At 70.4% G+C, this 23,331-nt stretch carries 18 protein-coding genes; 8 read left to right on the top strand and 10 right to left on the bottom strand.

Translation table 11 applies throughout. From position 1 onward, the window contains the following. Window positions 1-31 precede the first annotated feature (31 nt). From rsmA to TBR22_RS13975, 5 genes are all read right to left on the bottom strand, one after another. Window positions 32-820: a 16S rRNA (adenine(1518)-N(6)/adenine(1519)-N(6))-dimethyltransferase RsmA gene (gene rsmA / locus TBR22_RS13995; protein WP_239488459.1), complete on the bottom strand. Its 789-nt coding sequence runs from the start codon at window positions 818-820 to the stop codon at window positions 32-34. Beyond that, the gene (locus TBR22_RS13990; RefSeq protein ID WP_239488458.1) at window positions 820-1,218 is read right to left on the bottom strand and encodes a metallopeptidase family protein; all 399 of its coding nucleotides are present in this window, start codon (window positions 1,216-1,218) and stop codon (window positions 820-822) included. The genes rsmA and TBR22_RS13990 overlap by 1 nt, the downstream gene beginning before the upstream one ends. Further along, window positions 1,215-2,093, bottom strand: a complete 879-nt coding sequence (gene nth, locus TBR22_RS13985) for an endonuclease III (protein ID WP_239488457.1) — start codon at window positions 2,091-2,093, stop codon at window positions 1,215-1,217. Before nth ends, TBR22_RS13990 begins: the two co-directional genes overlap by 4 nt. 20 nt (window positions 2,094-2,113) lie before the next feature. Further along, complete coding sequence (locus TBR22_RS13980; RefSeq protein WP_239488456.1) at window positions 2,114-3,826, bottom strand: glycosyltransferase family 39 protein; 1,713 nt, start codon at window positions 3,824-3,826, stop codon at window positions 2,114-2,116. Window positions 3,827-3,941: 115 nt separating this feature from the next. Then, window positions 3,942-7,331 (bottom strand): carboxypeptidase-like regulatory domain-containing protein, encoded by a 3,390-nt coding sequence (locus tag TBR22_RS13975; protein ID WP_239488455.1) that lies wholly within the window; start codon window positions 7,329-7,331, stop codon window positions 3,942-3,944. Window positions 7,332-7,492: 161 nt separating this feature from the next. On the opposite strand from TBR22_RS13975, the gene TBR22_RS13970 reads away from it, so the two are divergent. After that, complete coding sequence (locus TBR22_RS13970; protein ID WP_239488454.1) at window positions 7,493-9,871, top strand: alpha-L-rhamnosidase C-terminal domain-containing protein; 2,379 nt, start codon at window positions 7,493-7,495, stop codon at window positions 9,869-9,871. Window positions 9,872-10,025: 154 nt separating this feature from the next. Here the strand turns inward: TBR22_RS13970 and TBR22_RS13965 are convergent, their stop codons facing one another. Together TBR22_RS13965 and TBR22_RS13960 are read right to left on the bottom strand one after the other, a co-directional pair. Further along, on the bottom strand, window positions 10,026-11,735 hold the full coding sequence (locus TBR22_RS13965) for a GMC family oxidoreductase (protein WP_239488453.1): 1,710 nt from the start codon (window positions 11,733-11,735) through the stop codon (window positions 10,026-10,028). A gap of 103 nt (window positions 11,736-11,838) precedes the next feature. Beyond that, window positions 11,839-13,533, bottom strand: coding sequence for a GMC family oxidoreductase (locus TBR22_RS13960; protein ID WP_239488452.1), 1,695 nt, complete (start codon window positions 13,531-13,533; stop codon window positions 11,839-11,841). A 137-nt stretch (window positions 13,534-13,670) separates the two neighbouring features. On the opposite strand from TBR22_RS13960, the gene TBR22_RS13955 reads away from it, so the two are divergent. Then, window positions 13,671-14,357, top strand: coding sequence for a gluconate 2-dehydrogenase subunit 3 family protein (locus tag TBR22_RS13955; RefSeq protein WP_239488451.1), 687 nt, complete (start codon window positions 13,671-13,673; stop codon window positions 14,355-14,357). 60 nt (window positions 14,358-14,417) lie between these two features. Here TBR22_RS13955 and TBR22_RS13950 read toward each other — a convergent pair whose 3' ends face one another. The 3 genes from TBR22_RS13950 to lexA all read right to left on the bottom strand — a co-directional run bounded on the left by TBR22_RS13950 (window position 14,418) and on the right by lexA (window position 16,686). Further along, window positions 14,418-15,572, bottom strand: a complete 1,155-nt coding sequence (locus TBR22_RS13950) for a hypothetical protein (RefSeq protein ID WP_239488450.1) — start codon at window positions 15,570-15,572, stop codon at window positions 14,418-14,420. Window positions 15,573-15,740: 168 nt separating this feature from the next. Continuing rightward, window positions 15,741-16,076, bottom strand: coding sequence for a DUF3467 domain-containing protein (locus tag TBR22_RS13945; protein ID WP_239488449.1), 336 nt, complete (start codon window positions 16,074-16,076; stop codon window positions 15,741-15,743). Window positions 16,077-16,080: 4 nt separating this feature from the next. Further along, window positions 16,081-16,686 (bottom strand): transcriptional repressor LexA, encoded by a 606-nt coding sequence (gene lexA, locus TBR22_RS13940; RefSeq protein ID WP_239488448.1) that lies wholly within the window; start codon window positions 16,684-16,686, stop codon window positions 16,081-16,083. Window positions 16,687-16,829: 143 nt separating this feature from the next. Here lexA and TBR22_RS13935 point away from each other — a divergent pair, with 143 nt between their 5' ends. From TBR22_RS13935 to TBR22_RS13910, 6 genes are read left to right on the top strand one after another with little or no spacing between them, the layout of a single operon-like run. After that, complete coding sequence (locus TBR22_RS13935) at window positions 16,830-17,456, top strand: hypothetical protein (RefSeq protein ID WP_239488447.1); 627 nt, start codon at window positions 16,830-16,832, stop codon at window positions 17,454-17,456. Further along, complete coding sequence (gene recG, locus TBR22_RS13930; RefSeq protein WP_239488446.1) at window positions 17,453-19,552, top strand: ATP-dependent DNA helicase RecG; 2,100 nt, start codon at window positions 17,453-17,455, stop codon at window positions 19,550-19,552. The genes TBR22_RS13935 and recG overlap by 4 nt, the downstream gene beginning before the upstream one ends. Continuing rightward, complete coding sequence (gene rsmD / locus TBR22_RS13925; RefSeq protein ID WP_239488445.1) at window positions 19,552-20,100, top strand: 16S rRNA (guanine(966)-N(2))-methyltransferase RsmD; 549 nt, start codon at window positions 19,552-19,554, stop codon at window positions 20,098-20,100. The genes recG and rsmD overlap by 1 nt, the downstream gene beginning before the upstream one ends. Continuing rightward, on the top strand, window positions 20,097-20,579 hold the full coding sequence (gene coaD / locus TBR22_RS13920) for a pantetheine-phosphate adenylyltransferase (protein WP_239488444.1): 483 nt from the start codon (window positions 20,097-20,099) through the stop codon (window positions 20,577-20,579). The genes rsmD and coaD overlap by 4 nt, the downstream gene beginning before the upstream one ends. 25 nt (window positions 20,580-20,604) lie before the next feature. Beyond that, window positions 20,605-21,804 carry a pyridoxal phosphate-dependent aminotransferase gene (locus tag TBR22_RS13915; RefSeq protein WP_239488443.1) on the top strand — a complete coding sequence of 400 codons (1,200 nt, stop codon included), beginning with the start codon at window positions 20,605-20,607 and terminating at the stop codon, window positions 21,802-21,804. Further along, complete coding sequence (locus tag TBR22_RS13910) at window positions 21,804-23,240, top strand: FAD-binding oxidoreductase (RefSeq protein ID WP_239488442.1); 1,437 nt, start codon at window positions 21,804-21,806, stop codon at window positions 23,238-23,240. The genes TBR22_RS13915 and TBR22_RS13910 overlap by 1 nt, the downstream gene beginning before the upstream one ends. The last annotated feature ends 91 nt before the right edge of the window (window positions 23,241-23,331 follow it).

Below are 23,331 nucleotides of genomic sequence, written 5' to 3'. Positions count from 1 at the left end.
CGTCGCGCTTGCGCGACGGGCAGGTCGACGCCTACAACGCCCGGGACGCGTCGGCCAGGCGGGCGAATTCCTCGAGCGTCAGTGTCTCGGGGCGGCGCGTGCCGTCGATGTCGGTGGCGCGCAACCACGCGCCCGCGTCGGCGCCCTCGCCCCGCGCCAACGCCCCGAGGCTGCTCGAGAGCATCTTGCGGCGCTGCGTGAACACGTGGCGGACGAGCGCGTCGAGGCGCGCCGGATCGGCGACGGGGACGCGGTCGGGCCTGAAGACCATCCGCACCACCGCGGAGTGGACCTTCGGCGGCGGCCGGAAGGCGCCGGGCGGCAGCACGAGCACGCGGCTGACGTCGGCCTGCTGAGCCATGGCGATGGCCAGCGGCCCGTAGTCGCGCGTCCCAGGGACGGCCACCAGTCGGTCGGCGACCTCCTTCTGCAGCATCAGGAACGCGTCGGCGAGCCGGCCGGCGCGGGCATGGCGGAGCAGGCGGCCGAGGATGGGCGTCGAGACGTTGTAGGGGAGGTTGGCGGCCATCCGGTACGGACGTTCCCCCGCGAACCAGACCTCCGGCGGCACGTCGAGGAAGTCTCCCTCGTGCACGTGGACGCCCGGGATGGCTCGCGCCCGTAACGCGGCGACGAGGTCGCGGTCGATCTCGACCGCATGCACCACGGCGCCGGTGCGCGCGATCGGCTCGGTCAACTGGCCGCGGCCCGGGCCGACCTCGAGGAACACCTCCCCGGCCTTCGGCGCGACGGCCGCGACGATCTTGGCGATCCAGGCCGGCTCGAGGAAGTGCTGGCCGAAGCGCTTGCGGGCCTGCACTAGTCGCCGCCCCCGTCCTGCTCCGCCCAGAACTTCTCCTCGACCTCCATGATCTCCTCTTCGGACATGCCGAAGTAGTGGCCGACCTCGTGGATGAGGGTCTCGGCGACCATCGCGACCAGGTCGTCCTCGTTGACGGCGTCCTCCTCGTGCGGCCCCTGGTACAGCACGATCTGGTCGGGTTCGCGATTGCCGTCGCCCCACTGGCGCTCGGTGATCGGCGTGCCGAGGTACAGCCCGTAGAGCGTGTCGGGCGGCTCGATCTCCATCTCGTGGAGGATCTCCTGCGGCGGATGATCCTCGACGATGATCGCGATGTTGCGCATCGCGTCTCGGAAGTCCGGCGGGATCAACGCGAGGGCCTCCTCGATCAGGCTGGCGAACTCGTCGCGGGTCATCGGGCACCGCCCTTCGCCGGCTTCGCCTTGACGGGCGGCGGGACGGCCTTGGGGACGGCCTTCGTCATGCGGCCTTCGGCCTTCGGAGGTTGTGGGTTCGTGGCCGTCGACCTTCCAGGTCGACGGTCAGCGATGTTCCCGGATGCTGCCGCCCTGGCGCGCTTCTTCACCGGCGCCACGAGGTCGAGCGGCCGCAGTCCGCCCACCTTGAACGGATACCGGCATACGTCGGCAACCTCGCACGCGTCGCACTGCGGCTTGGGCCGACACACGCGCCGACCGTGGAGGATGAGGCCGTCGGACAGGCGCGTCCAGTCGGCGGGCGGCAGCGCCGCACACAGGTCGCGCTCGACACCCTCCGGCGTCGTCTCGTGCGTGAGGCCGATGCGTTCGGCCACGCGCAGCACATGCCGGTCCACCGGCAATCCCGGGACGCCCAGGGCGTGCCCGAGAACGACGTTGGCGGTCTTGCGACCGACGCCGGGCAGCGCCGTGAGGGCAGCCATGTCGGCCGGCACGTCGCCCGCATGCTCGGCGACGAGGCGTTGCGACAGCGTGATGATCGCCTTGGCCTTGACCCGGAAGAAGCCGGTGGCGTGGATCAGCGGCTCGACGTCGGCCGGGTCGGCGGCAGCGAGGGCAGGCGCGTCGGGGTAGCGGGCAAACAGCGCCGGCGTCGTCTCGTTGACGCGCCTGTCGGTGGACTGTGCCGAGAGGACGGTGGCGATGAGCAGTTCGAAGGCGTTGCGGTACGCCAGTTCCGTGTCGGGAGCCGGGTAGTGCCGCAACAAGCGCTCGAGGACGGCTCGCGCGTCCACGAACGGTACGGACTCGGCAGCAGGTGTCGGGGAGGCGGGGGCCGCGCGGCGGGGCACGCCAAGGATGGTAGCAGGCGTCAGCAGGACGGCTGCAGGGCGAACACACGTACCTGCGCGTGCCGTTCGAGCGTCAGCAGTGGCGCTGCCGGATCCACCCAGCACGTGAGCGGGCCGAACGCCGCCTCGAAGGCGTCGCGGTCATCCGAGTCGTCGATGAGCAGTGCCCTGCGCCCCTGCGCACGCGCGGCGCGCGCCGCGGCAGCGAGCTCGTCGCGCGAGATGAGATCCCAGCGCACCGTGCGTGGTCCGCCGTAGAACCTGAGGCTGCCGCTGTGGAGTCGGGTGGCGGCGAACGCGCCGTCGAGGCCGGCCGCCTTCAACCGGTCCGGCAACTCGGCGAACCGCGACATCGCCGTGCGCGTGTGCCGCAGCTCCGATCGCTCCGTGAAGTGCAGTTGCCAGCCCAGGGCGATGAGCACGAGCCCTGCGAAGACCAACGGCCGCGCCGCCGTCAGCGCCGACCACGTGATCACCGCGCCCACCACCAGCACGGGCAGGGCAGGAAGCAGGAAGCGGGCAAACGTCCAGTGAGGCCACGGCAGGTACACGAGGTACAGCCCGACCGTGGTGCCGGCAAGCAGCACCACCGCCGCGGGCACGCGGGAGGTGCGGACCAGACCGACGAGCCAGGCGACGCCGCCCAGGACGGTCACCGGCGACAGCGCCTGCCACAGCCACATGGTGTAGCGCGCAAGGTTGGTCGGCACGTGTGCGACCGAGAACAGTTGGCCGGGCGCGCCGTAGCCTGTGGCCAGTGGCGCCCCATAGAGGGTCGCCTGGTGCCAGGCGAGCCACCCGACGGCGGGCAGCATCGCGGTGACGGCGAGGCTCGCGACGCGCCAGCCCTGCACCTGCACGGCCCGCAAGGCGATGGCTGCGGCCAGAGGAGCGAGGTTGGGTCGCACCAGGATGGCCGCGCCTGCCAGGGCCCCTGCCAGCAGCGCGGCGACCCATCGACGCCCGGCAGGCCCGCGACCGGCGCACACGAAACTGCCCGTCCAGTACGCCGCGGCCAGGGTGTCGCTCATCGGCACGATCGCCTGGGCCAGGACGATGGGGCAGGTGGCGACCAGCAGTGCGGCCACCGGCCCCGTGCGCTCGTCGCCGAGTTGTCGGCCGAGCGCCCAGGTGCCCCAGACCATCGCGAGGGCCGCCAGCGGCGAGACGAGGTACATCGCCCAGGGATGCGCCAGGCTCGCCAGCGCCATGTGCAGGGACGTGCCCGGCGGATACAACGCGACGGCTGCGGGGACCGGCGCCGAGCGGAAGACATAGCCCAGGGGCACGGCAGCGCCGGCATACAGATCGCCGAGTCCGGTCACCCACTCGGGATGCACCAGCGAGCCGGCGCGCCAGTCGAACGCCTGCTGCACGTAGCCGTACATGTCGGCTGCCGCAGCGTACGGAGCCAGGTGCACGCCGACGAACGCGACCTGCGCCGCGAGGGCGACGACCAGCCAGGGACGGGCGGCGCCCGGCCACGGGAGGGCCGCCCTGCCGGAGAGGGCGCGGCCGGCCAGCCACGCGAGGCTCGCGAGGACGAACGGGCGCAGGACGTGCGATGACGAGAGGCGGAGCCCGGCCAGCGAGGTCTGGAAGCCGCCGGTGGCCCAGGTGAGGACGGCGACGAGCATGCCGATGGCGGCAACCGCCTGAAGGGCGGGCGCGATCAGGGGCGAGCGGCCAGGGCGCGACGATGAGGCATCAGGCGATGCGGTGGGCTGGCCCATTGGCGTGTGACGCAGGCCAGACTACCGCGCGGCCCGGCGTTCCGCCAGCCAATCGATGGCCGCACGGAACGAACCGGCCGACCCGGGGTGCCCCGGGCCGGCCGAAGGAACGACGTCAGAAGTCGAACCGGACGCCGAACTGGAACTGGCGCGGCGGCTGCGCGCCGGTGATGGTGCCGAACGCGACGTCGTTGGCGTTCACGTTGGGGTTCTGCAGGTTCACCGTGTTGAACAGGTTGAAGCAGTCGAAGATCGGCGTCAGGTTGTAGCGGCCGCCGAACCGGAAGTTCTTGCGCAGCGAGATGTCCATCTGCGAGAACGCCGGGCCCTCGATCTGGCCCACGGTCGCCGAGCCGCGCCGATCCTCGGGCGGGTTGGCGAAGGCCGACGTGTTGAACCAGCGGCTCTCGTCGCCGTCGATGTCCACCTCGCCGCCGACGTACTCGGCGCGGCGGCTGCCGATCGACGAGTTGCCGACCGGCGTCAGGTACTGGCCCGACTGCCACCGGTACTTGCTGCTGGCCTCCCAGCCGCCGAGGACCGCCTCGAGGACGCCGCCGCGATCACGCAGCCACGGAATGCGGTAGGTCAGCGTGTTGATGAACGCGTGACGACGGTCGAACGTCGCCGGGCCGTAGAAGAAGTCCAGGTCGTTGGCGCCGTCGACCGTGTCGTTGTCGCCGTTGCCGCTGGCGTTGGTGAGCACGCGACCGAGCGTGTACGAGATGGTGAACTGGAAGTCGCCGCTGCGCTTGGCGCCGTACAACTGCATCGAGTGGTACTGCGAGCTCGCGTCGCTGACGCGCATCCGGATCGACGAGTAGCCCTTGTAGGGCCGCAGGAAATTCTCCGAGACGCGCTCGGCGGCGGGCAGCGCGGCGTTGGCGCGCAGGGCGTCGAAGCTGGCGCGGTTGATGTCGGGCTGGCGGATCAGGCTGCGGCCCGTGTTGCCGACGTACGTGGCCTCGGCGAAGTAGCCTCGCCCGAACTGGCGCTGCACGCCGATGCTGTAGTTGGTCTGGTACGGCAGCTTCATGTTGGGGTCGATCGCGTTGATCGTGCCCACCGCGCCCACCGCGCCGGCCGCGCCGCTCGACGGGTTGGCGATGTTGAAGTTCTCGTACACCGTGTTGGCGAGCACCGGCGGCAGGTTCAGCTGCGAGAACACGACGTTGCCTTCGGGCTTGTCGTAGAACAGGCCGACGCCGCCGCGGATGGCCGTCTCCGGGTTGAGCGAGTACGCGAAGCTGAAACGGGGCATGAACAGGTGCTGCGCTTCGTACAACCCGCGCGGCGCGCCGAACGGAATCTTGTCGTAGTCACCACCACTGATCAGGTCGACGCGGCCGACCTGATCCGCGGGGATGCCGTCTCCGGCCATGACCAGGCCGTTGAAGCGGTTGCCGACGCCGGGGACGAGCAGGCCGTTGGTGCGCACGATGACGGCCTGGTTCGGGTCGTACCGCGACGGGTCGAAGTTCACGAGGTTGTTGCCCGACGTGTAGGTGGGCGTCGAGTACTCGTACCGGAGGCCGACCTCGAGGCTCAGGTTGTTGCGCACGCGCCACGTGTCGGACACGAAGCCCTGATACGTGGTGAAGCGGAAGAAGCCGACCGGGTCGGCCGAGGCCTCGTCGTACGTGCGGAAGTTGCCGAGCAGCATGTCGCCGACCGAGTTGCCCGTGCTGTTGGGGTTGCCGCCGCTGTTGAAGTTCACCGACCCGAAGTAGTTGCCGCGGCCGTTCTGGTCCTTGCGGTTGCGCGAGATGGCCACGCCCGTGCGCACCGAGTGGTTGCCCTTGATCCAGGTGATCGTGTCCTGGAAGGTGATGTCGGTGGTGGGCGAGAGGAGCGCGAAGTTCGGGCCCGTCACCCCGGCAAAGCCGGCCAGCGACACGTTGGGGATGCCGCCTGCCACGTAGCCGGGCTCGTTGAACAACTCGGGATACTGGAACCCGAACGTGTCGCGCAGCCAGAAGTCACCGACCGGCTTGATGCGCTGACCGTTCCACGAGGCGCCGACCTTGGCCTCGTTGATGAAGTTGGTGCTCAGCACGTACGTGTGGCCGATCTGGTAGCTGGTGCCCGGACGCGAGCGGTCGGTCGGCACGGTGGGCATCGAGGCCCCCGAGAAGGTGCCGAACGGCTCGACCAGGTTGTACTCGTCGTGGATGTAGCGGCCGTAGATACGCTGCTTCTGCGTCGCCTGCCAGTCGATGCGGATGATGTCCTGCCGCTGCTCGAACGGGTTGTACTCCTGGAACGTCGCGTTGTTGGCCGTCGGTGTGTCGGTGAACGAGGCCGCCTTGCCCTGCATGGCGCGGTAGATGTTGGCAAACGCGCGGCCATCGGGGGTGATCCGGCTCTGCGGGATCACGTTGCCCGGGAACTGCTGCCCGGTCTGCGGGTCGCGGAGGATGCCGTCGTCGGCCGTGCCGACGATGCCGTCGGCGCCGCGCAGGCGGAACGAGAGGTCGCCATTGAGTTCGGCCGTCGTCGGCACGGTGACGCGGTTCGGGTTGGTGAACCGGTTGATGGTGCGGTACTGCTGGCCGCCGAAGAAGAACAGCTTGTTCTTCAGGATCGGGCCGCCGAGGGCGCCCTCGAAGTTGCGGAACTCGAGGGGCGGCTTGGTGCGGTTGCCGCTGGCGTCGCGCGGGGCGAAGTAGTTCGGCTCGTCGAACTTCTCGTCGCGGATGTCGTAGCGGGCGGTGCCGCGGAAGCGGTTGGTGCCGCTGCGCGTCACGACGTTGACGACGGCGCCGGAGTTGCGGCCCTGCTCGGCGGAGAAGTTCGAGGTCTGGATCTTGACCTGGTCGATGAAGCTCAGGCTCACGTTGTTGATCTGCGAGCCGTTGGAGCCGGAGTCGAGGTTCGACGTGCCGTCGACGGTCAGGTTGTTGGTGTTGCCGCGGTTGCCATTGATCGACTGCCCGGTGACGCTCAAGCTCGTGGCGAGCGCCAGGGGGTCGAAGTCGGTGGCGACGGCGCCGGGGATGAGCGACGCCAGCTCGAGGTAGTTGCGGCCGTTGAAGGCCAGATCCTTGATCTGCGTCTGGTCGATGGTGCGCGAGACTTCGCCCGAGGTGCGGTTGACCACTTCGCCGGCGACCGCGGTGACTTCGACCGACTCGGTCAGTTCACCCACGCCGAGCGCGAAGTCGGTGGTGATGCGGGCGTCGGCGCCCAACTGGATGCCCGTCTTCTGCTGGCGTCGGAACCCCTGCAGCTCGGCCGTGACGCTGTAGGCGCCGACCGGGAGGCTCGTGACGGTGAACAGGCCGTTCTCGTCGGTGACGACCGTGCGGGTGAAGCCGGTGCCTTCGTTGAGGACGGTCACGGTGGCGCCGGGGAGGACGCCGCCGGAGCTGTCACTGACATGGCCGTCGATGCGGCCGGTGATGTTCTGGGCGGCGGCGGGAAGGACGCCGAGGCCGAGAATGAGGCAGGCGTGCGCGAGCGTCCACAACGTTCGTTGGGCCCGCGATCGCAAGTCGAGCGACATCGTGACTCCTTAAGTAGCCGAGTGGTCTGACAAGTTGCCCGCCTATAGTCAGTCCGTCACAGAACGATGTCAATTGCGAAAAGATTGCGTTGCGGCCGCCGTCGCGCCCGCCTTGGTCCATGGCCGTCGGGCCCTGGCCCGCCCGTCCCGAGGAGTCCGTCGTGTCCCGTCCAATCGCCACGGTCGTCGCGTTGGTGCTGGTGCTGTCGGGAGGCCCCGGGAACACCGACCCGGCGAGCGCCGCACCCCCGGCGGCCCCGTCCGAGTGGACCGCGCGCTGGGCGGCGCCAGCGGACGCTTCCCCGTTTGCCTACGGCGTGTACCACTTCCGTCGCGCGTTCGACCTCCCGACGGTGCCGGCGCGGTTCGTGGTGCACGTCAGCGCCGACAATCGCTACCAGTTGTTCGTGAACGGCACGCGCGTGGTCTCGGGACCCGCCCGCGGGCACCTGTCGGCCTGGCCCTACGAGACCATCGACCTCGCCCCGCAGCTGCGGGCCGGGCGCAACGTGCTGGCGGCCGTGGTCTGGAACCTCGGCGAGCACGCGCCGCTGGCGCAGCACACCTGGCAGACGGGGCTGATGGTGCAGGGGGACGGCCCCGCCGAGCGTGTCGTCGACACGCCGTCCCATTGGGTGGCGACGCGCAATGCGGCGTACACGCCGGTGACCGTGGACTTCGCCACGGTGCGCGGCTACTGGGCGGCCGGGGCCGCCGAGCGTGTCGACGGCACGCAGTATCCGTGGGGATGGGAGCAGCCCGACTTCGACGCGGCGGGATGGTCGCCGGCCGTCGCCGGGCCGCCGGCCCGTCCGCGGGAGGCGCGCGACGCCGCCAGTCGTCACATGCTCGTCCCGCGGGGGATCCCGCTGATGGAGGAGCGGGTGGAGCGCATCGCCCGGCATCGCGAGACGGCCACCGCCGGCATCCCGGAGGGGTTCCCGGCCGTGCCGGTGGACATTCGCGTCGGTGCCCGCGAGCGCCGGCGCATCCTGCTGGACCGTACGCTGCTGACCACGGCCTACCCGGAGCTGGAAGTGTCGGGCGGCAGGGGGGCGCGCATCGGCGTGCGCTACGCCGAGGCGCTCTACGCGGGACCGAAGGGCAACGCCAAGGGGCATCGCGACGAGGTCGCCGGCAAGACGTTGGCCGGCTACGGCGATGAGTTCCTTCCCGACGGCGGTGCCCGTCGCGTGTTCCGGCCGCTGTGGTGGCGCACGTATCGGTACGTCGAGCTGACGATCGAGACCGCCGCGGAGCCGATGGTGGTGCACGACGTCCGGTCGGTGGCCACCAGCTATCCGTTCGAGCAGACCGCCCGCTTCGCCGCCGATCGCGCCGACCTCGACCGGATGCTCGAGGTCGGCTGGCGCACGGCCCGCGTGTGCGCCCACGAGACGTACATGGACTGCCCGTACTACGAGCAGTTGCAGTACGCCGGCGACACGCGGATCCAGGCCCTCGTCTCGTACTTCATGAGCGGCGACGGCCGGCTCGCACGCCAGGCCATCGAGGCGCTCGACGCCTCGCGCACGTTCGAGGGCCTCACGTTCAGCCGCGCGCCCTCGCGCCTGCCGCAGTACATCCCGCCGTTCTCGTTGTGGTGGATCGGCATGGTCCACGACTACTGGCGCTACCAGGACGACGAGGCGTTCGTCCGCGCGCAGCTGCCGGGCATGCGGGCCGTGCTCGAGTACTTTGCGGCGAGGCAAGGGCCCGACGGCCACCTGCGAGACGTCGGCTGGTGGAACTTCGTCGACTGGGTCGACGCGTGGCCCAACGGCGTGCCGCCAGTGGGCAAGGCCGGCGAGTCGGCGCCGCTCGACCTGCAGCTGCTGCTCGCATACCAGTACGCGGCCGATCTCGAGTCGGCGCTCGGCGCGCGGGCGCAGGCCGAGGCGTACCTCGCCTCGGCGGGGCAGTTGCGCGAGGCCGTCCGTCGTCGCTACTGGCAGCCGGAGCGACGCGTGTTCGCCGATGTCGGCGACGGCAGTCGCATCTCGCAACACACGCAAGCACTGGCCCTGCTCGCCGGCGTCGTCGACACGGCGGAGCAGGCTGCGCTGGCCGGGCGGATGCTGAGCGACGCAGACATGGCGCCCGCATCGATCTACTTCAGGTACTACGTGCACCAGGCCGTGGTCCGTGGCGGCCTCGGTGACCGGTACCTGGACCTGTTGGGGGAGTGGCGCCGCATGCTCGACCTCGGCCTCACGACGTGGGCCGAGAGGGCGGAACCGACGCGGTCGGACGCGCACGCGTGGGGCGCCAGTCCGAACATCGAGTTCCTGCGCACGGTGCTCGGCGTCGACAGCGCCGCGCCCGGCTTCCGCCGCGTGGTGATCGAGCCACACCTCGGCGCGCTCACCAGGGTGTCCGGGCGGGTGCCGCACCCGAAGGGCTTCGTGGACGTGCGACTCGAGCGCCGCGGCTCGGGCGTCGAGGCCGAGGTGACGCTGCCCGCCGGTGTCGATGGCGAGTTCGTGTGGGGCAGCGAGCGCACGCCGCTCCGGGCTGGCACGCAGGTGATTGTCAAATGACGTGTAGGCGTCGCGCTTGCGCGACGCTCAGCGACGGATCACTGACCGTCGACCTGAAGGTCGACGGCTACACGTGGGGGAGGTCGACGGCTACACGTGGGGGAGGTCGACGGCTACGTCTGCTGCTCAGGCCCCAGCGCCCAGCGCCCAGCCCCTACAAGCTCCTTGTTCGCAGCTGTTCGAGCAGGTGGTCGCAACTGCGGACCGTGAGCGCCATGATCGTGAGCGTCGGGTTCTGGCAGGCGATGGAGGGGAAGCCCGACCCATCGGTCACGAGCAGGTTCGGAATCTCGTGCGCCTGCTGGAACTGGTTCAGGAACGACGTCTTCGGATCGGCCCCCATGCGGGCCGTGCCGACTTCGTGGATGCCGTAGCCGGGCACCTGGCGCTGGTTCAATCGCAGCTGGATGTTCCTGCCACCGAGCGCGTCGAGCATCTCGGCCGCCTGCACGGCCATGTCGCGGCGCATCGCGTACTCGTTGTCGCTCCAACGCATCGACACGCGCAGCACCGGGATGCCCCACGCATCGACGACGTCGCGGTCGATGGCGACGTGGTTCTCCTCGCGCGGCAGGCATTCGCCGAAGCCACCGAGACTGAACGACGTCACCGGCTCCTTCAGCGCCGCCTTGTACGCTGCGCCGAACCCGGGCGCGCTGCTGCGCAGGGCCGTGCTGCCGCCGCCCTGATACCCGTAGCCGCGCAGGAAATCGGGAGCTTTGGTGTCGGGCCTGCCGGGGAGATTGCGGAACCGCATCAGGTAGATGCCGTTCGGGCGCCTGGGACTGTCGGGTCCCATCACGGTGCCCGCGAGATCGGGGAACTCCGCACTCGCACCGCCACCCGAGATGTGGTCCATGAGGTACTTGCCGAGCACGCCGCTGCGGTTGGCCAGCCCGCCGGGGGCGCTGTTGAGCAGCAGGCGCGTCGACTCGAGCGCCTGCGCCGCGAGGATCACGACCTTGCCGTACACCTCGCGCGCCTGGCGCGTCGTGCGATCGACGTACAGGATGCCGCGGGCGCGGTTGGTCGCGGGGTCGGTGAGGACCTGCGCCGCCATCGCGCCGGTCACCAGCGTCGTGCGCCCCGTCTTCACCGCGTCGGCGACGGTGGTGAACGCGGCGTTGAAGTAGGAGTGCGTGGCGCAGCCGTGCTCGCACGGCCCGCAGTAGTGGCACGGCGCGCGTCCGTTCAGCGGCTTCGTGATGTTCGCCGAGCGCCCCAGCGTCATCGTGCGGCCGAACTGCGTGCGCAGCCGGTTACGGACGGCATGCTCGACGCACGACATGCCCATCGGCGGGTGGAATCGTCCGTCGGGCACGACCGCGTCGGCGCCCTCGTTCATCCCCGTGATGCCGACGTAGTCCTCGACGATGTCGTAGTAAGGAGCGAGGTCCGCATAAGACAAGGGCCAGTCGACGCCATGGCCGTCGAGGCTGGCGGCCTTGAAGTCGATGTCGCCGAGCCGATAGCTCTGTCGACCCCACACGTTGGTGCGGCCACCGACCACGCGCATGCGCCCCATCCAGGCGAACGGCTTGTCGCCCGGCGTGGTGTACGGCTCGTCGATGTCGTTGGCGAACCAGTCGTAGTTCCACTCGCGGCAGGCGTAGCAGTCCTTCTGCTTCGGCCGCGTGCGGCGCATCACCTGGTCGGCGCGGTTGCGGTACTCGAGGGCGTAGGCCGGGACGTGTTCCTTGTAGTCGGCATCGGTGAGGGCGCGTCCGGCCTCGAGCAGGCACACCTGCAGGCCCGCCTCGCTGAGACGCTTGGCGGCCCACCCGCCCGACGCCCCGGAGCCGACGATGACGACGTCGAAGGTCTTGCCGGCGACGCTGGCGGTGGTGGCCTGTGCTGTCTGCATTGGTGCCCTACGGAGGCGGCCGGGAAGGTAGGGCGCGGTGTCCCACCGCGCCGCTGTCATGACCAACGGCGGCGTGGGGACACGCCGCCCTACCACCGTGGTTCTACACGTTCCCCTTCTTCATCTCTTCCATCAGGTGATCGGTGGAGCGCACCGTGAGCGCCATGATGGTGAGCGTCGGGTTCTGGCAGCCGCCCGACGTGAAGCCGGACGCGTCGGTGACCAGCAGGTTCGGGATGTCGTGCGTCTGCTGGAACTGGTTGAGGACCGAGTTCTTCGGGTCGGCTCCCATGCGCGCGATGCCCATCTCGTGGATGCCGTAGCCCGGCACGCGATCGAGGAAGAAGAACGGTCTGATGTTCTTGCCGCCGGCGGCCTCGAGCATCTCGGCGGCGGCGTACCCCATGTCGGGGATCATCTTCTTCTCGTTCTCCTTCCACTCCATCGAGATGCGCAGCACCGGGATGCCGAACGCATCGACGACGTTGGGGTCGATCGAGACGTGATTGTCCTCGTAGGGGAGCACCTCGCCGAAGCCAGCGAACCGGAACTCGGTGAGCGCGTTGTCCTTGACGGCCTGCTTGTAGGCCGCGCCGAAGCCCGGCGCCGCGAAGTTGAAGCCCGCCGAGCCGCCGCCCTGGTAGCCGTACCCGCGCAGGAAGTCCTTGTGCTTCGCTTCCCCCGGCCGGTTGCGGAAGCGGATCGTGTAGGTGCCGTTGGGGCGGTTGGGCCCGTTGACGCTCGGCTTCGTCGGGTGATCCGGGAACTCGGCCGACGCGCCGCCGGCCACCCAGGTGTGGTCCATGAGGTACTTGCCGAGCACGCCGCTGCTGTTGGCCAGGCCGCCCGGCGCGCTGTTGAGCAGGATGCGCACCGACTCGAGTGCCTGCGCGGCGAGGATCACGACGCGCGCGTTGACTTCCTTCAGCTGCCGCGTGGTGCGGTCGATGTAGGACACGCCGCGGGCCTTCTTGCCGCTCGCGTCCATCAGCACCTGGTAGACCATCGCGTTCTGCACCAGCGTGCACTTGCCGGTCTTGAGCGCGTCGGCCACGGTGGTGAACGCCGAGTTGAAGTACGAGTGCGTCTGGCAGCCGCGCTCGCACGGCCCGCAGTAGTGGCACGGCGCGCGGCCGTTGAGCGGCTTGGTGATGTTGGCGGCGCGGCCGATCGTCAGCGTGCGATTGAAGGCCTTCTTCAGCACGCCTCGCACGTGGTGCTCGGCGCAACTCATGCCCATCGCCGGGTGGAAACGGCTGTCGGGCAGCATCGGGTCGTTCTCGGCCTGGCCCGAAATCCCGACGTAGTCCTCGACGAGGTCGTAGTAGGACTCGAGGTCCTTGTAGGAAATCGGCCAGTCGATGCCGTGGCCGTCGAGGCTGGCGGCCTTGAAGTCGTAGTCGCTGAAGCGGTAGCTCTGGCGACCCCACACGTTGGTGCGCCCGCCGATGATGCGGGTGCGGCCCTGCCACGAGAACGGCTTGCCGTTGGGCGTGGTGTAGGGCTCGTCGTTGTCGTTGACGAACCAGTCGTAGTTGTACTCGGTGCAGGCGTAGCAGTCCTTCTGTCGCGGTCGCGTCTCGCGGATCCGGTCGTTGGCCCGGTTGCGATAGGCCAGGGCGTAGGCGGGGACGTGCTCCTTGTAGTCGGCGTCGGTCAGGGCGCGACCCGCGTCGAGCATCAGCACGTTGACGCCGGCCTCGGCGAGCCGCTTGGCGGCCCAGCCGCCCGAGGCGCCCGATCCCACCACGATCACGTCGTACGTCCGACCCGCTGCATCACGAGAGGCTTGCGCCACTGGCCTGGCTCCTGGCTGAAGAAAGAGAAGTGGCCGCAGCATAGCCATTCGGCTCAGAGTGGGTCAAATCGTCCAGACCTGCCGATCCCTGTGGTAACGTTTGCGCACTACCCGTCGCTCCCGAGGAGATGTCGCGCATGAAGGAAGGTCGCACCCTGCCGGTCATCCAGCCCGCGCCCGAGGCGGGGCTCTCGCGCCGTGCGGCGCTGCAGTCGCTGGCCGCCGGTCTCGGCGCCTCGCTCGCCGTGCCCGGCGTGGCGGCGGCCGACGAGCATCCCGTCCACAAGCACGTGGCCCAGGTCGCCGAGCAGGCGCGCAAGCCCGGGGCACGACCCGCGGCGGCCTTCAAGCCCGCCACCTTCGACGCCCACCAGTACGCCACCGTGGTCGTCCTGGCCGACCTGATCGTGCCGGGCGCGAAGGCCTCCGGCACACCGGAGTTCCTCGACAAGCTGTTGACGGTGGAGTCGGCCGACACGCGACGCCGTTTCATCACCGCGCTTGGCGCCATGGACGGCGCGGCGCTCAAGGCGAAGCAGAAACCCTTCAAGGACCTCGCCCCGGCCGACCAGGTGGCGCTCCTCACCGAGGCGTCCAGCGGTGCGCCCAGCATGGAGATGCCGTCCTGGAAGAAGGGCGACCCCATTCCCGTGCCGATGCCGGCCCCGAAGCCGGCGACACTCCGCGATCACTTCGATCACATCAAGGGCTGGGTGTCGGGCATCTACTTCGCGTCGGAACCGGGCCTGAAGGAATTGGGCTACACCGGCAACGTGTTCCACGAGAAGTACGAGGGCTGCACGCACGAGGGCAAGCACGCCTGACGCGTTGCCCCGGGCCGACCGCCAGGTCGGCCCGCTCCCCTTGCTGGTGATCGACGTGCCTCAGCTCGCGCGCGAGCGGCGTGCGAGCGAGCCCTTGGCCAGCGCCCTGAAGCTGCGCGCCGTGCGCAGTCCGTCGTGCCGGCGCAATGCCGCCGCGGGTTCGGTGGAGAGATCGAACAGGCTCAGCTGCGGGCCGTCAGCACTCAACCCGCTGGCCACGAGACTGACGCGCACTGGCGGGTCGCCGTATTTCCACAAGCGTGCCGCGAGCGCCCGCGCCACCGGCGCCAGGTCGGTGCGCTGGCGGGCCGCCTCGCGCAAGGTGAACGTGCGGCCGCGGAAGCGCTGGTCGGCGCCCATGACCCGTACCGTAAGGGCGTGCGCGAACGCGCCGAGCTGCGCCAGGCGCTGCGACACCTGGTCGGCCAGGTGCTCGGCCGCCAACTGCACGTCCTCCGATCCGACTGGCGGGGCCAGCGCAATCGCCCGCGTGAGGCTGCGCGGCAGCGTGGTGCTCGCCAGCGCCCGCGGCTCCTCGGCCCGCGCCATGCGCCACGCCGCGGCCCAGCCGCTGCCGATGACGGCTTCGGCCTCATGTGGCGCCAGCGCGGCGAACGCGCCAATCGTGGTGATGTTGCGATCGCCGAGACGCTCCCTGGCGGCCGCCGTGAGGCCGGGGAGCCAACGCAGGTCGAGCGGCGCCAGGAAGCGCTGGTCGTACCCCGGCAACACCTGCAGAAGGCCTGACGGTGCCACCAGCGCGGCCGCGACGCTGGCCGCCACTTCCGTGTCGGCCAGCCCGGCCGCCGTCGACAGCCCGAGTTCCTGCCGGATGGCCCGCTGCATGGCATCGGCCGCCGCAGCCGGCGTCCCGGACTTGACCGCCGACGCAGGGATGACGGCGCGATCGATCGACACCCAATCGACTTCCGTGCACCAGCGGCGCACCAGCTCGTCGAGCATCGAGGCCGTCTCCGCATAGCGGTCGAGGATGCCGGGCACGAAGCGCGCGGCCGGCGCCAGACGCGCCGCCTCCCGCAGCGGCATTCCCGATCGCACCCCGGCCGCTCGGGCGACTCGGCAGGCGGCCACGACCTGCCCGGGACCGTCCGGGGCGCCGCCGACGATGACGGGCACCTCTGGAGGCAGGCCTTCCCACCGGCGCTCGGCATCGACGACAAAATCCGGAAGCAGGAGCGTGAGCAGCGTGGCCATCGGCATTCCCTTGTTCAGACGTCTGGTGGCAAAGAAAGGGCGAAGCTGATCGGCGCGATGGGAAGCGGTGTGTGAGGCCTCCGCCTCGTCGAGGCAGCGCGTCCGAGCCCGGTTACGAGGGTCGGACGCGTTGCGGGAAAGAGTCTGACAGGGAGGGAGCGCGGGGCTTCAGTGGATCGGGTCGCCGGACCAGCCGGGGGCGCCCTGCTTCTGCGAGTCACCGAACGCGCGCATGTGCTCCTGGAGGGCCGCGATGAGCGTCGGGATGAACGGCACCGGGACGACGATCTTCGCCTTCACCGGCGCCTGCAGGACGTGTTCACGCTCGGCCTGCTGCACGTCCTGGGGCGACAGCGGCTGCACCTCGCAGAAGGTGAGCGTGAAGTCGAAGGGCGTGTTCGCCACCGCGCAGAAGTTGGCGTAGACGCGCGGGACGTCGGGCCCGTCGGCCGGGACGATGGTGAAGTTGATCTGCCGGGACTCGGGCGGCGGCTGCTGGCTCATGGCCTCAGTATCGCCGCATCACGCCGATCACCACGCCCTGCACCTGCACGTCGGCCGCCGGCACGATGATCGGCGCCATCGTCGGGTTGGCCGGCTGCAGGCGGACCTGATCGTTCTCCTTGTAGAACTTCTTGAGCGTCACGTCGGAGCCGGCCAGCAGCGCGATGACCATCTCGCCATTGCCGGCGGTCTTGCGATCCTCGACGATGACGAAGTCGCCATCGCGGATCTGCTCGTCGATCATCGAGTCGCCCTTGACGCGCAGCACGTAGGTGTCGCGCCGACCGACGAGCGCCTCGGGGACCGTGATGGTCTCGCTGCTCGTGATCGCCTCGATGGGACGACCCGCGGCCACGTAGCCGAGCAGCGGCAGTTCGAGGGCCCGGCCGCCGATGCGCGCCGGGATGAGCTCCACCGAGCGGCTGCGGTTCCAGGCCCGCTTGATGAACCCCTTCTCCTGCAGGTTCGTCAGGTGCTTGTGGACCGTCGCCAGCGACGACAGGCCGAAGCGCCGACCGACTTCCTCCAGGCTCGGCGCATAGCCGTGCTGCTGGATGAAGTCGTTGAGGTAGTCGAGGATTTCGCGCTGGCGTTTGGTGAGCGGCTGCACGATGGGAATTCTCCGGAAGCGCGCGCGCACCCGACCCGACAGTGGGCCTGCGCGACGATGGTCGGAGGGTATGCAAATAAAAAGCGAAAGTCAAGCGGCCCGGCCAAATCGCCGGTGCTAGACTCCAAACGGCAGTGGCTTCCATGCAGGACACCCGTCACGCGCCGCGCCGCGCTCGCCTCGCCGGCCTCTGGCTCGCCCTGGCCGTCACCCTCGGCCTGGTGGTGACGTCGCCCTCGCCGCGCGTGCTGGCGCATTCGCGCGCCCAGGGCAGCGCCGCTCTCGCCGACCGCATGCACGAGAAGCTCGAGTCGGTGGTGCGCTTCGGCGCGATCCCGCGCCTCGAGACGCAGGCCACGGTGTTCGAGGAAGCGGAAGTGAACGCCTACCTGGAGCACTACCTGCGCAGCGAGATTCCCCCGGGCATCGCGACGCCGACGCTGCGCATCCTCGGCGACAACCGGCTCAGCGCCACCGCGACGCTCGATCTCGACGCCATGAACGCCAGCCGCCCGCCGTCGGAGGGCTTCGACCCGTTGCGCGTGCTCAAGGGCAGCCTGCTCGCGAAGGTCAGCGGCCGGCTCGTCACCGAGAACGGCGGCGGGCATTTCGAGTTGGAGACGGCCGAACTCGGCGGCATTCCCCTGCCGCGTGCCCTCGTGTCGCAGCTGCTCGCGCGCTACGACGTCAACCTCGACGCGCCCTTCGACCTGCCCTCGTCCATCCGCGAGATCCGGGTCGAGCCCGGCCAGGTGACCGTCCTGCAGTGACGCAGGCCGATCCGCTCCTGGCCCCGCTGGCGACGCTGCCCGGCGTCGGGCCGACGCGTGCCGCCGCCCTCGCGTCGGCCGGCCTCCGCACGATCGAGGACCTGTTGCTGCGGTTCCCGCTCCGCTACGAGGACCGGGGCCACATCGTGCCGATCGGGTCGCTGCGCCCCGGCACGGCCACGGTGGCCGGCGAGGTCGTCGAGGCGCAGGTGAAGCCGACACGTCGGCCTCGATTCACGGTGTTCGAGCTGGTGGTCTCCGACCGGTCGGGCACGGCACGGGCGGTCTTCTTCAACCAGCGCTTCCTCGCGCAGGTGTTCCGTCCGGGCCAACGCGTCGTGCTGCACGGCAAGGTCGAGTGGACCAGCCTGGGCCCGCAGTTCCAGGGCCCGCAGTACGAGCTGGTCGACGTCACCACCGTGGAGGACGGCGAGAGCATCCACACGGGGCGCATCGTGCCGGTGTACGAGCGCGTCGGACCGCTCACCCCGAAGCTGCAGCGCGATCTCGTGGCGCGCGCGCTCGAGCGCTTGCCCGAGTCGATCGGCGATCCGCTGCCGCAGGAGGTGCGCCGCGCACGCGGCCTGCCCTTGCGGCGCGAGGCCCTGCTCGACACCCACTTCCCGCCGGAGGGCACCAGCGTCGACACGCTGAACGCCTTCCGCACGCCGGCGCAGGTGCGGCTGATCCTCGAGGAATTCGTGCTCTTCCAGCTGGCGCTGGCCGAGCAGCGGGCGCAGGTGGTCGTGACGCCGAAGCCGCACCGCATCGTGGTGACCGACGCGATCCGCGACCTGGCGCGCCAGGTGCTGCCGTTCGCGCTGACGGCCGGGCAGAAGCATGCGCTCAAGGAGATCGTCGAGGACCTGCAGCGCCCGACGGCGATGAACCGGTTGCTGCAGGGCGACGTCGGCGCGGGCAAGACCATCGTCGCGCTGCTGGCGGCCGTCGTCGCGATGGCCAACGGCCTGCAGGTGGTCCTGATGGCGCCCACCGAGCTGCTGGCCGAGCAGCACGCGCGGACCGTCGAGGCGCGGCTGGCGCCCACGCCGTTCCGCGCGGCGTTGCTCACCGGCAGCCAGCGCAGCCGGGCGCGTTCGGAGGCCCTGGCGCGGATCACGTCGGGGGAGGCCTCCCTGGTCATCGGGACGCACGCGGTCCTCGAGGATCCCGCCTCGTTCCCTCGCCTCGGGCTGGTGATCATCGACGAGCAACATCGCTTCGGCGTCGGGCAGCGCGCCCGCCTGCGCGACAAGGCGCGACAGCCGGACGTGCTCGTGATGACGGCGACGCCGATTCCCCGCACGCTCACCCTGACCGCCTACGGCGACCTCGACGTCTCGGTGATCCGCGACCTGCCGCCGGGCCGCCAGCCCGTGCAGACGACCGTGCGGCCCGAGACGCGCCGCGACGAGGCGTATGCCTTCGTTCGCGAGCAGGTGGGGGAGGGGCGGCAGGCCTACGTGGTCCTGCCGATCATCGAGGACAGCGAGAAGATCGACGTGCGGGCGGCGGTCGGCATGGAGGAGGAACTGCGTCATGGGGCGCTGGCGGGCCTGCGCCTCGGGCTGCTGCACGGCAAGCTCAAGGCGGCCGACAAGCAGGCCGTCATGCAGGCCTTCCTCGCCCATGAGGTGGACGTGCTGGTGACGACCACGGTGATCGAGGTCGGCGTGGACGTGCCGAACGCGAGCGTGATGGTGGTGGAGCACGCCGAGCGGTTCGGCCTGGCGCAGCTGCACCAGCTGCGCGGCCGCGTCGGCCGTGGCGCGGCGCGGAGCTACTGCGTGTTGCTGTTCGAACGGCCGCTGTCGGAGGACGCGCGCGAGCGGCTCGCCGCGATGGCCGAGACCACGGACGGCTTCGTGATCGCCGAACGTGACCTGGCCATCCGCGGTCCCGGCGACATGTTCGGCACGCGGCAGGCCGGTCTGCCGACCCTGCGCATCGGCGACCTTCGTCGCGACCAGGACCTGATGGCCGACGCCCACGGCCTGGCGCGCGACCTGGTGGCGCAGATGCCCGCCGACGCCCTCCCCCGACGGCTGGCCCGACAGGCGTGGTCGGGCCGCTTCAACCTGGCGCAGGTCGGCTGATGCGGATCATCGCCGGTGCCTTCAAGGGACGCGTGCTGCAGGCACCCTCGTGGGAGGGGTTGCGCCCGACCTCCGACCGCCTGCGCGAGACGCTCTTCAACATCCTCGCGCCGCGCATCGCCGGCGCGGTGGTGGCCGACGTGTGCGCGGGCACCGGCGCGGTGGGCCTCGAGGCCCTGAGCCGGGGCGCCGCGCACGTCACGTTCGTGGAGCAGGACCGGCGCGCCGTGGCGCTGATCGAAGCCAACGTCGGCCGGTGCGGCGTGTCCGGCGGCTATACTGTCGACCGTCGCGACGCGCTGGCGACCGGTCGTGAGGGCCGGGCGTTCGACATCGTGTTCGTGGATCCGCCCTACGCACAGCGCGACCTGGCGCCCTGGGTGGCGAGCGCCGCGCCGGTGCTGGCGCCCGGCGGTCTCGTGGTGCTCGAGCACGCGTCACGCCTCGAGCCGCCGGCCGCGGTCGCCGGGCTCGTCCTCGGACGTCGCCTGCGGCAGGGCGACAGCGCGCTGGCGTTCTACGCCGCCCCGGGAGGAGGGCCTGAATGAGCGAAGGACGGGCAGCGCTGGTCGCCGGATCGTTCGACCCGCCGACCCACGGACACCTCGACATCATCACCCGTGCCCGGCAGCTGTTCGGCCGCGTCGTCGTCGCCGTGCTGGTCAACCCCGGCAAGCAGCCGCTGTGCACGATCGAGGAGCGTCTCGCCATGATGCGTGGCAGCGTGGCGGGGCAGGCCGGCATCGACGTGGTCGCCTTCGAGGGCCTGCTCGTCGATGCGGCCCTGGCGCACCACGCCAGCGTGGTCGTGCGTGGCCTGCGCTCGTCGGCCGACTACGAGCACGAATGGCCGATGGCGCGCATGAACGCCGCGCTGCTTCCCGGCCTCGAGACCGTCTATCTCACGGCGTCGCCGCAATGGGCGCACGTGAGCTCGAGTCTCGTGCGCCAGATTCACACCCTCGGCGGTCCGATCGAGGCCTTCGTGCCCGCGGCCGTCGCCTCTCACCTGCGCAGCCGCGCCTGACGCGCCGCGCCATCCCGACCCCTGCATGCTCGCCGAACGCACCACCCGCATCGCGTCCTCGCCCACGATGAAGGGCCTCATCGCCGCCGAGCGCCTCCGCAAGGCGGGCGCCGACGTCGTCGACGTCAGCGCCGGGGAGCCCGACTTCCCGACGCCCGATCACGTGAAGGCGGCCGCCCACGCCGCCATCGACGCCAACTACACCAAGTACACGGCCAACTCGGGCTCCAGCGAGGTGAAGCAGGCGATCCTGGCGCGCTACCGCGCCGACTACGGCGTCGAGTACGACGAGAGCGAGGTGATCGTGTGCGCCGGCGGCAAGCAGGCGCTGCTGAACGCCGCGCTCGCCGTGTTCGGGCCCGGTGACGAGGTCATCACGCACATGCCCGGGTGGCCGACGCTGGTCGAGCAGATCAAGCTGGCCGACGCCACGCCGGTGATCGTCCGCACGTCGCCGGAGGACGGCTTCGCGCTGCGTGCCCAGGCGTTCATCGACGCGTTCACCGCGCGGACCCGCGCCGTGGTCATCAACTCGCCGGCCAACCCGACGGGGGCGCTGATGACCGAGGACGAGATGATCCGGCTGGCGGAGGCGTGCGCGCCACGCGGCATCTGGGTCGTCCTCGACCTCTGCTACGAGAAGCTGATCTACGACCCGGTGCCGCACAACCTGCCGGGCGTCCTGGCGGCGCGCATGCGCGAGCGCACGATCGTCACCGGCTCGGCATCGAAGGCCTACGCGATGACCGGATGGCGGTGCGGCTGGTTGCTGGCGACGCGCGAGGTCGTGGCGGCGGCCAACGCGCTCCAGAGCCATTGCACCAGTAACGTCTGCTCGATCACGCAGAAGGCCGTCGTCGCGGCGCTCACCGGGCCGCAGCAGTGCGTGACCGAGATGCTCGACGAGTACCGTCGGCGACGCGACGTGATTCAGGCGCTGATCGGCCGCGATCCCCGCCTGCGCTGCCTCACCCCGGCGGGGGCGTTCTACCTCTTCGTGGATGTGTCCGCGTTGCTCTCACCGGCTGGCTTGCGCACCAGCGCCGACTTCTGTCAGGCGATGCTCGAGGCGACGCACGTCGTGGTGACGGCCGGCGAGGCGTTCGACGCCCCGGGCTTCTTCCGCATCTCCTACGCGGCCTCGATCGATCGGCTCGAGGAGGCGGCGCGCCGCATCCACGCCTTCGTCGCCGACGTGGACGCCGGCAGGTACGCCAGGGCCTGATGACGGCCGACCGCCCCTACGGTGAGGTGACCGAGGCCTTCGTCGACGCGCTGCGGGCCGCCGTCGGCGCCGAGCACGTCCGCCTGGACGAGGAGGCGCGCGTCAGCTACGGCGCGGACATGCTCAAGAAGGGGCACCCGGCCGACGTGGTCGTGTGGCCGGCGACGACCGACGAGGTCGCGGCGGTCCTGCGCGCCTGCAGCGCGCACCGCGTGCCCGTGGTGCCGCGCGGGGCCGGCACCGGCTACACGGGCGGCGCGGTGCCCTCGCTGGGCGGCGTCGTGCTCGCGCTGTCGCGGATGAACCGGATCCTCGAGGTCGACGAGCAGAACCTGCTGGCCGTCGCCGAGCCGCATGTCATCACGGGTGACCTGCAGAAGGCCGTCGAGGCGGTGGGCCTGTTCTATCCGCCCGATCCGGCCAGCCTGTCGACGTCGACGATCGGCGGCAACGTCGCCGAGTGCGCCGGCGGCCCGCGCGCCTTCAAGTACGGCGTCACCAAGCGCTACGTGCTCGGGCTCGAGGCCGTGCTCCCGTCGGGCGAGATCATCCACACCGGCGGCAAGAGCGTGAAGAACGTCGTCGGTTACGACCTGACGCAGCTGCTGGTCGGGTCGGAAGGGACGCTGGCCGTGATCACGAAGATCATCGTGCGGCTGGTGCCTCTTCCGCCGCATCAGGTGACGCTGCGCGCGACCTTCGCGACGATTCAGGGCGCCGTCGACGCCGTCACCAACCTGATTCGGGCGCGCGTGGTGCCCTCGGCGCTCGAGCTGATCGACGGCGACTCGCTCGACGCCGTGGCGACCAACCTGGGCACCCGGGCGCTGGCGCCGGAGGGCACCGGCGCCGTGCTGCTGCTGGAGGTCGACGGGCTCGAGGCCACCGTGCAGGAAGAGGGACGACGCGTCGCGCAGGCGTGCCGCGATGCCGGGGCGACCGAGGTGCTGGTGGCCGAGGATGCGGTGACGCGCCAGGAGCTGTGGCACGTGCGACGATCGTTGAGCCTGTCGCTGAAGGTGCTGGCGCCGCTCAAGATCAACCACGACGTGGTGGTGCCCAAGGGGCGCATCCCCGAGCTGTTCGCGCTGGTCGAGCGGCTGCGGGCCGCCTCGCCCGGGGTGCGCATTCCCTGTTTCGGGCATGTCGGCGACGGCAACATCCACGTCAACATGATGCTCGACCCGTCGGACGCTGTGGCGATGGCGGCGGCGCGGGCGGCCGAGCGCGAGCTCTTCGCGGGGGTGGTGGCGCTCGAGGGGTCGATCAGCGGCGAGCACGGCATCGGCTTCTCCAAGATGCCGTTCGTCCCGCTGGAGCTGTCGCGCGTCGAGATCGACCTGCAGCGGCGGGTGAAGGCGGCCTTCGATCCGCTGAACATTCTCAATCCCGGGAAGATGTTCCCTGACGCTGGCAATTTGAAATTCGAGATTTGAAATTGATCGGCGGCCGGCCTGTCGGCCTTGCCGCGCGACACGTCCCGAGGGGCGGCGGCGAAGCCGCGCCCTCGAGCATTTCAAATGTCGA

The organism is Luteitalea sp. TBR-22 (assembly GCF_016865485.1).
Taxonomy (GTDB): domain Bacteria; phylum Acidobacteriota; class Vicinamibacteria; order Vicinamibacterales; family Vicinamibacteraceae; genus Luteitalea.
Note: the sequence above shows the minus strand (reverse complement) of the source record. Positions and strands in the feature narration are given on the sequence as shown.

Bases quoted from the DNA above. Each gene is read 5' to 3' on its own strand.
- TBR22_RS13990 (WP_239488458.1), bottom strand. From the start codon at position 1,218: ATGACCCGCGACGAGTTCGCCAGCCTGATCGAGGAGGCCCTCGCGTTG.
- TBR22_RS13980 (WP_239488456.1), bottom strand. From the start codon at position 3,826: ATGGGCCAGCCCACCGCATCGCCTGATGCCTCATCGTCGCGCCCTGGC.
- TBR22_RS13975 (WP_239488455.1), bottom strand. From the start codon at position 7,331: ATGTCGCTCGACTTGCGATCGCGGGCCCAACGAACGTTGTGGACGCTC.
- TBR22_RS13965 (WP_239488453.1), bottom strand. From the start codon at position 11,735: ATGCAGACAGCACAGGCCACCACCGCCAGCGTCGCCGGCAAGACCTTC.
- TBR22_RS13955 (WP_239488451.1), top strand. From the start codon at position 13,671: ATGAAGGAAGGTCGCACCCTGCCGGTCATCCAGCCCGCGCCCGAGGCG.
- TBR22_RS13950 (WP_239488450.1), bottom strand. From the start codon at position 15,572: ATGGCCACGCTGCTCACGCTCCTGCTTCCGGATTTTGTCGTCGATGCC.
- TBR22_RS13945 (WP_239488449.1), bottom strand. From the start codon at position 16,076: ATGAGCCAGCAGCCGCCGCCCGAGTCCCGGCAGATCAACTTCACCATC.
- TBR22_RS13935 (WP_239488447.1), top strand. From the start codon at position 16,830: ATGCAGGACACCCGTCACGCGCCGCGCCGCGCTCGCCTCGCCGGCCTC.
- rsmD (WP_239488445.1), top strand. From the start codon at position 19,552: ATGCGGATCATCGCCGGTGCCTTCAAGGGACGCGTGCTGCAGGCACCC.
- coaD (WP_239488444.1), top strand. From the start codon at position 20,097: ATGAGCGAAGGACGGGCAGCGCTGGTCGCCGGATCGTTCGACCCGCCG.
- TBR22_RS13915 (WP_239488443.1), top strand. From the start codon at position 20,605: ATGCTCGCCGAACGCACCACCCGCATCGCGTCCTCGCCCACGATGAAG.
- TBR22_RS13910 (WP_239488442.1), top strand. From the start codon at position 21,804: ATGACGGCCGACCGCCCCTACGGTGAGGTGACCGAGGCCTTCGTCGAC.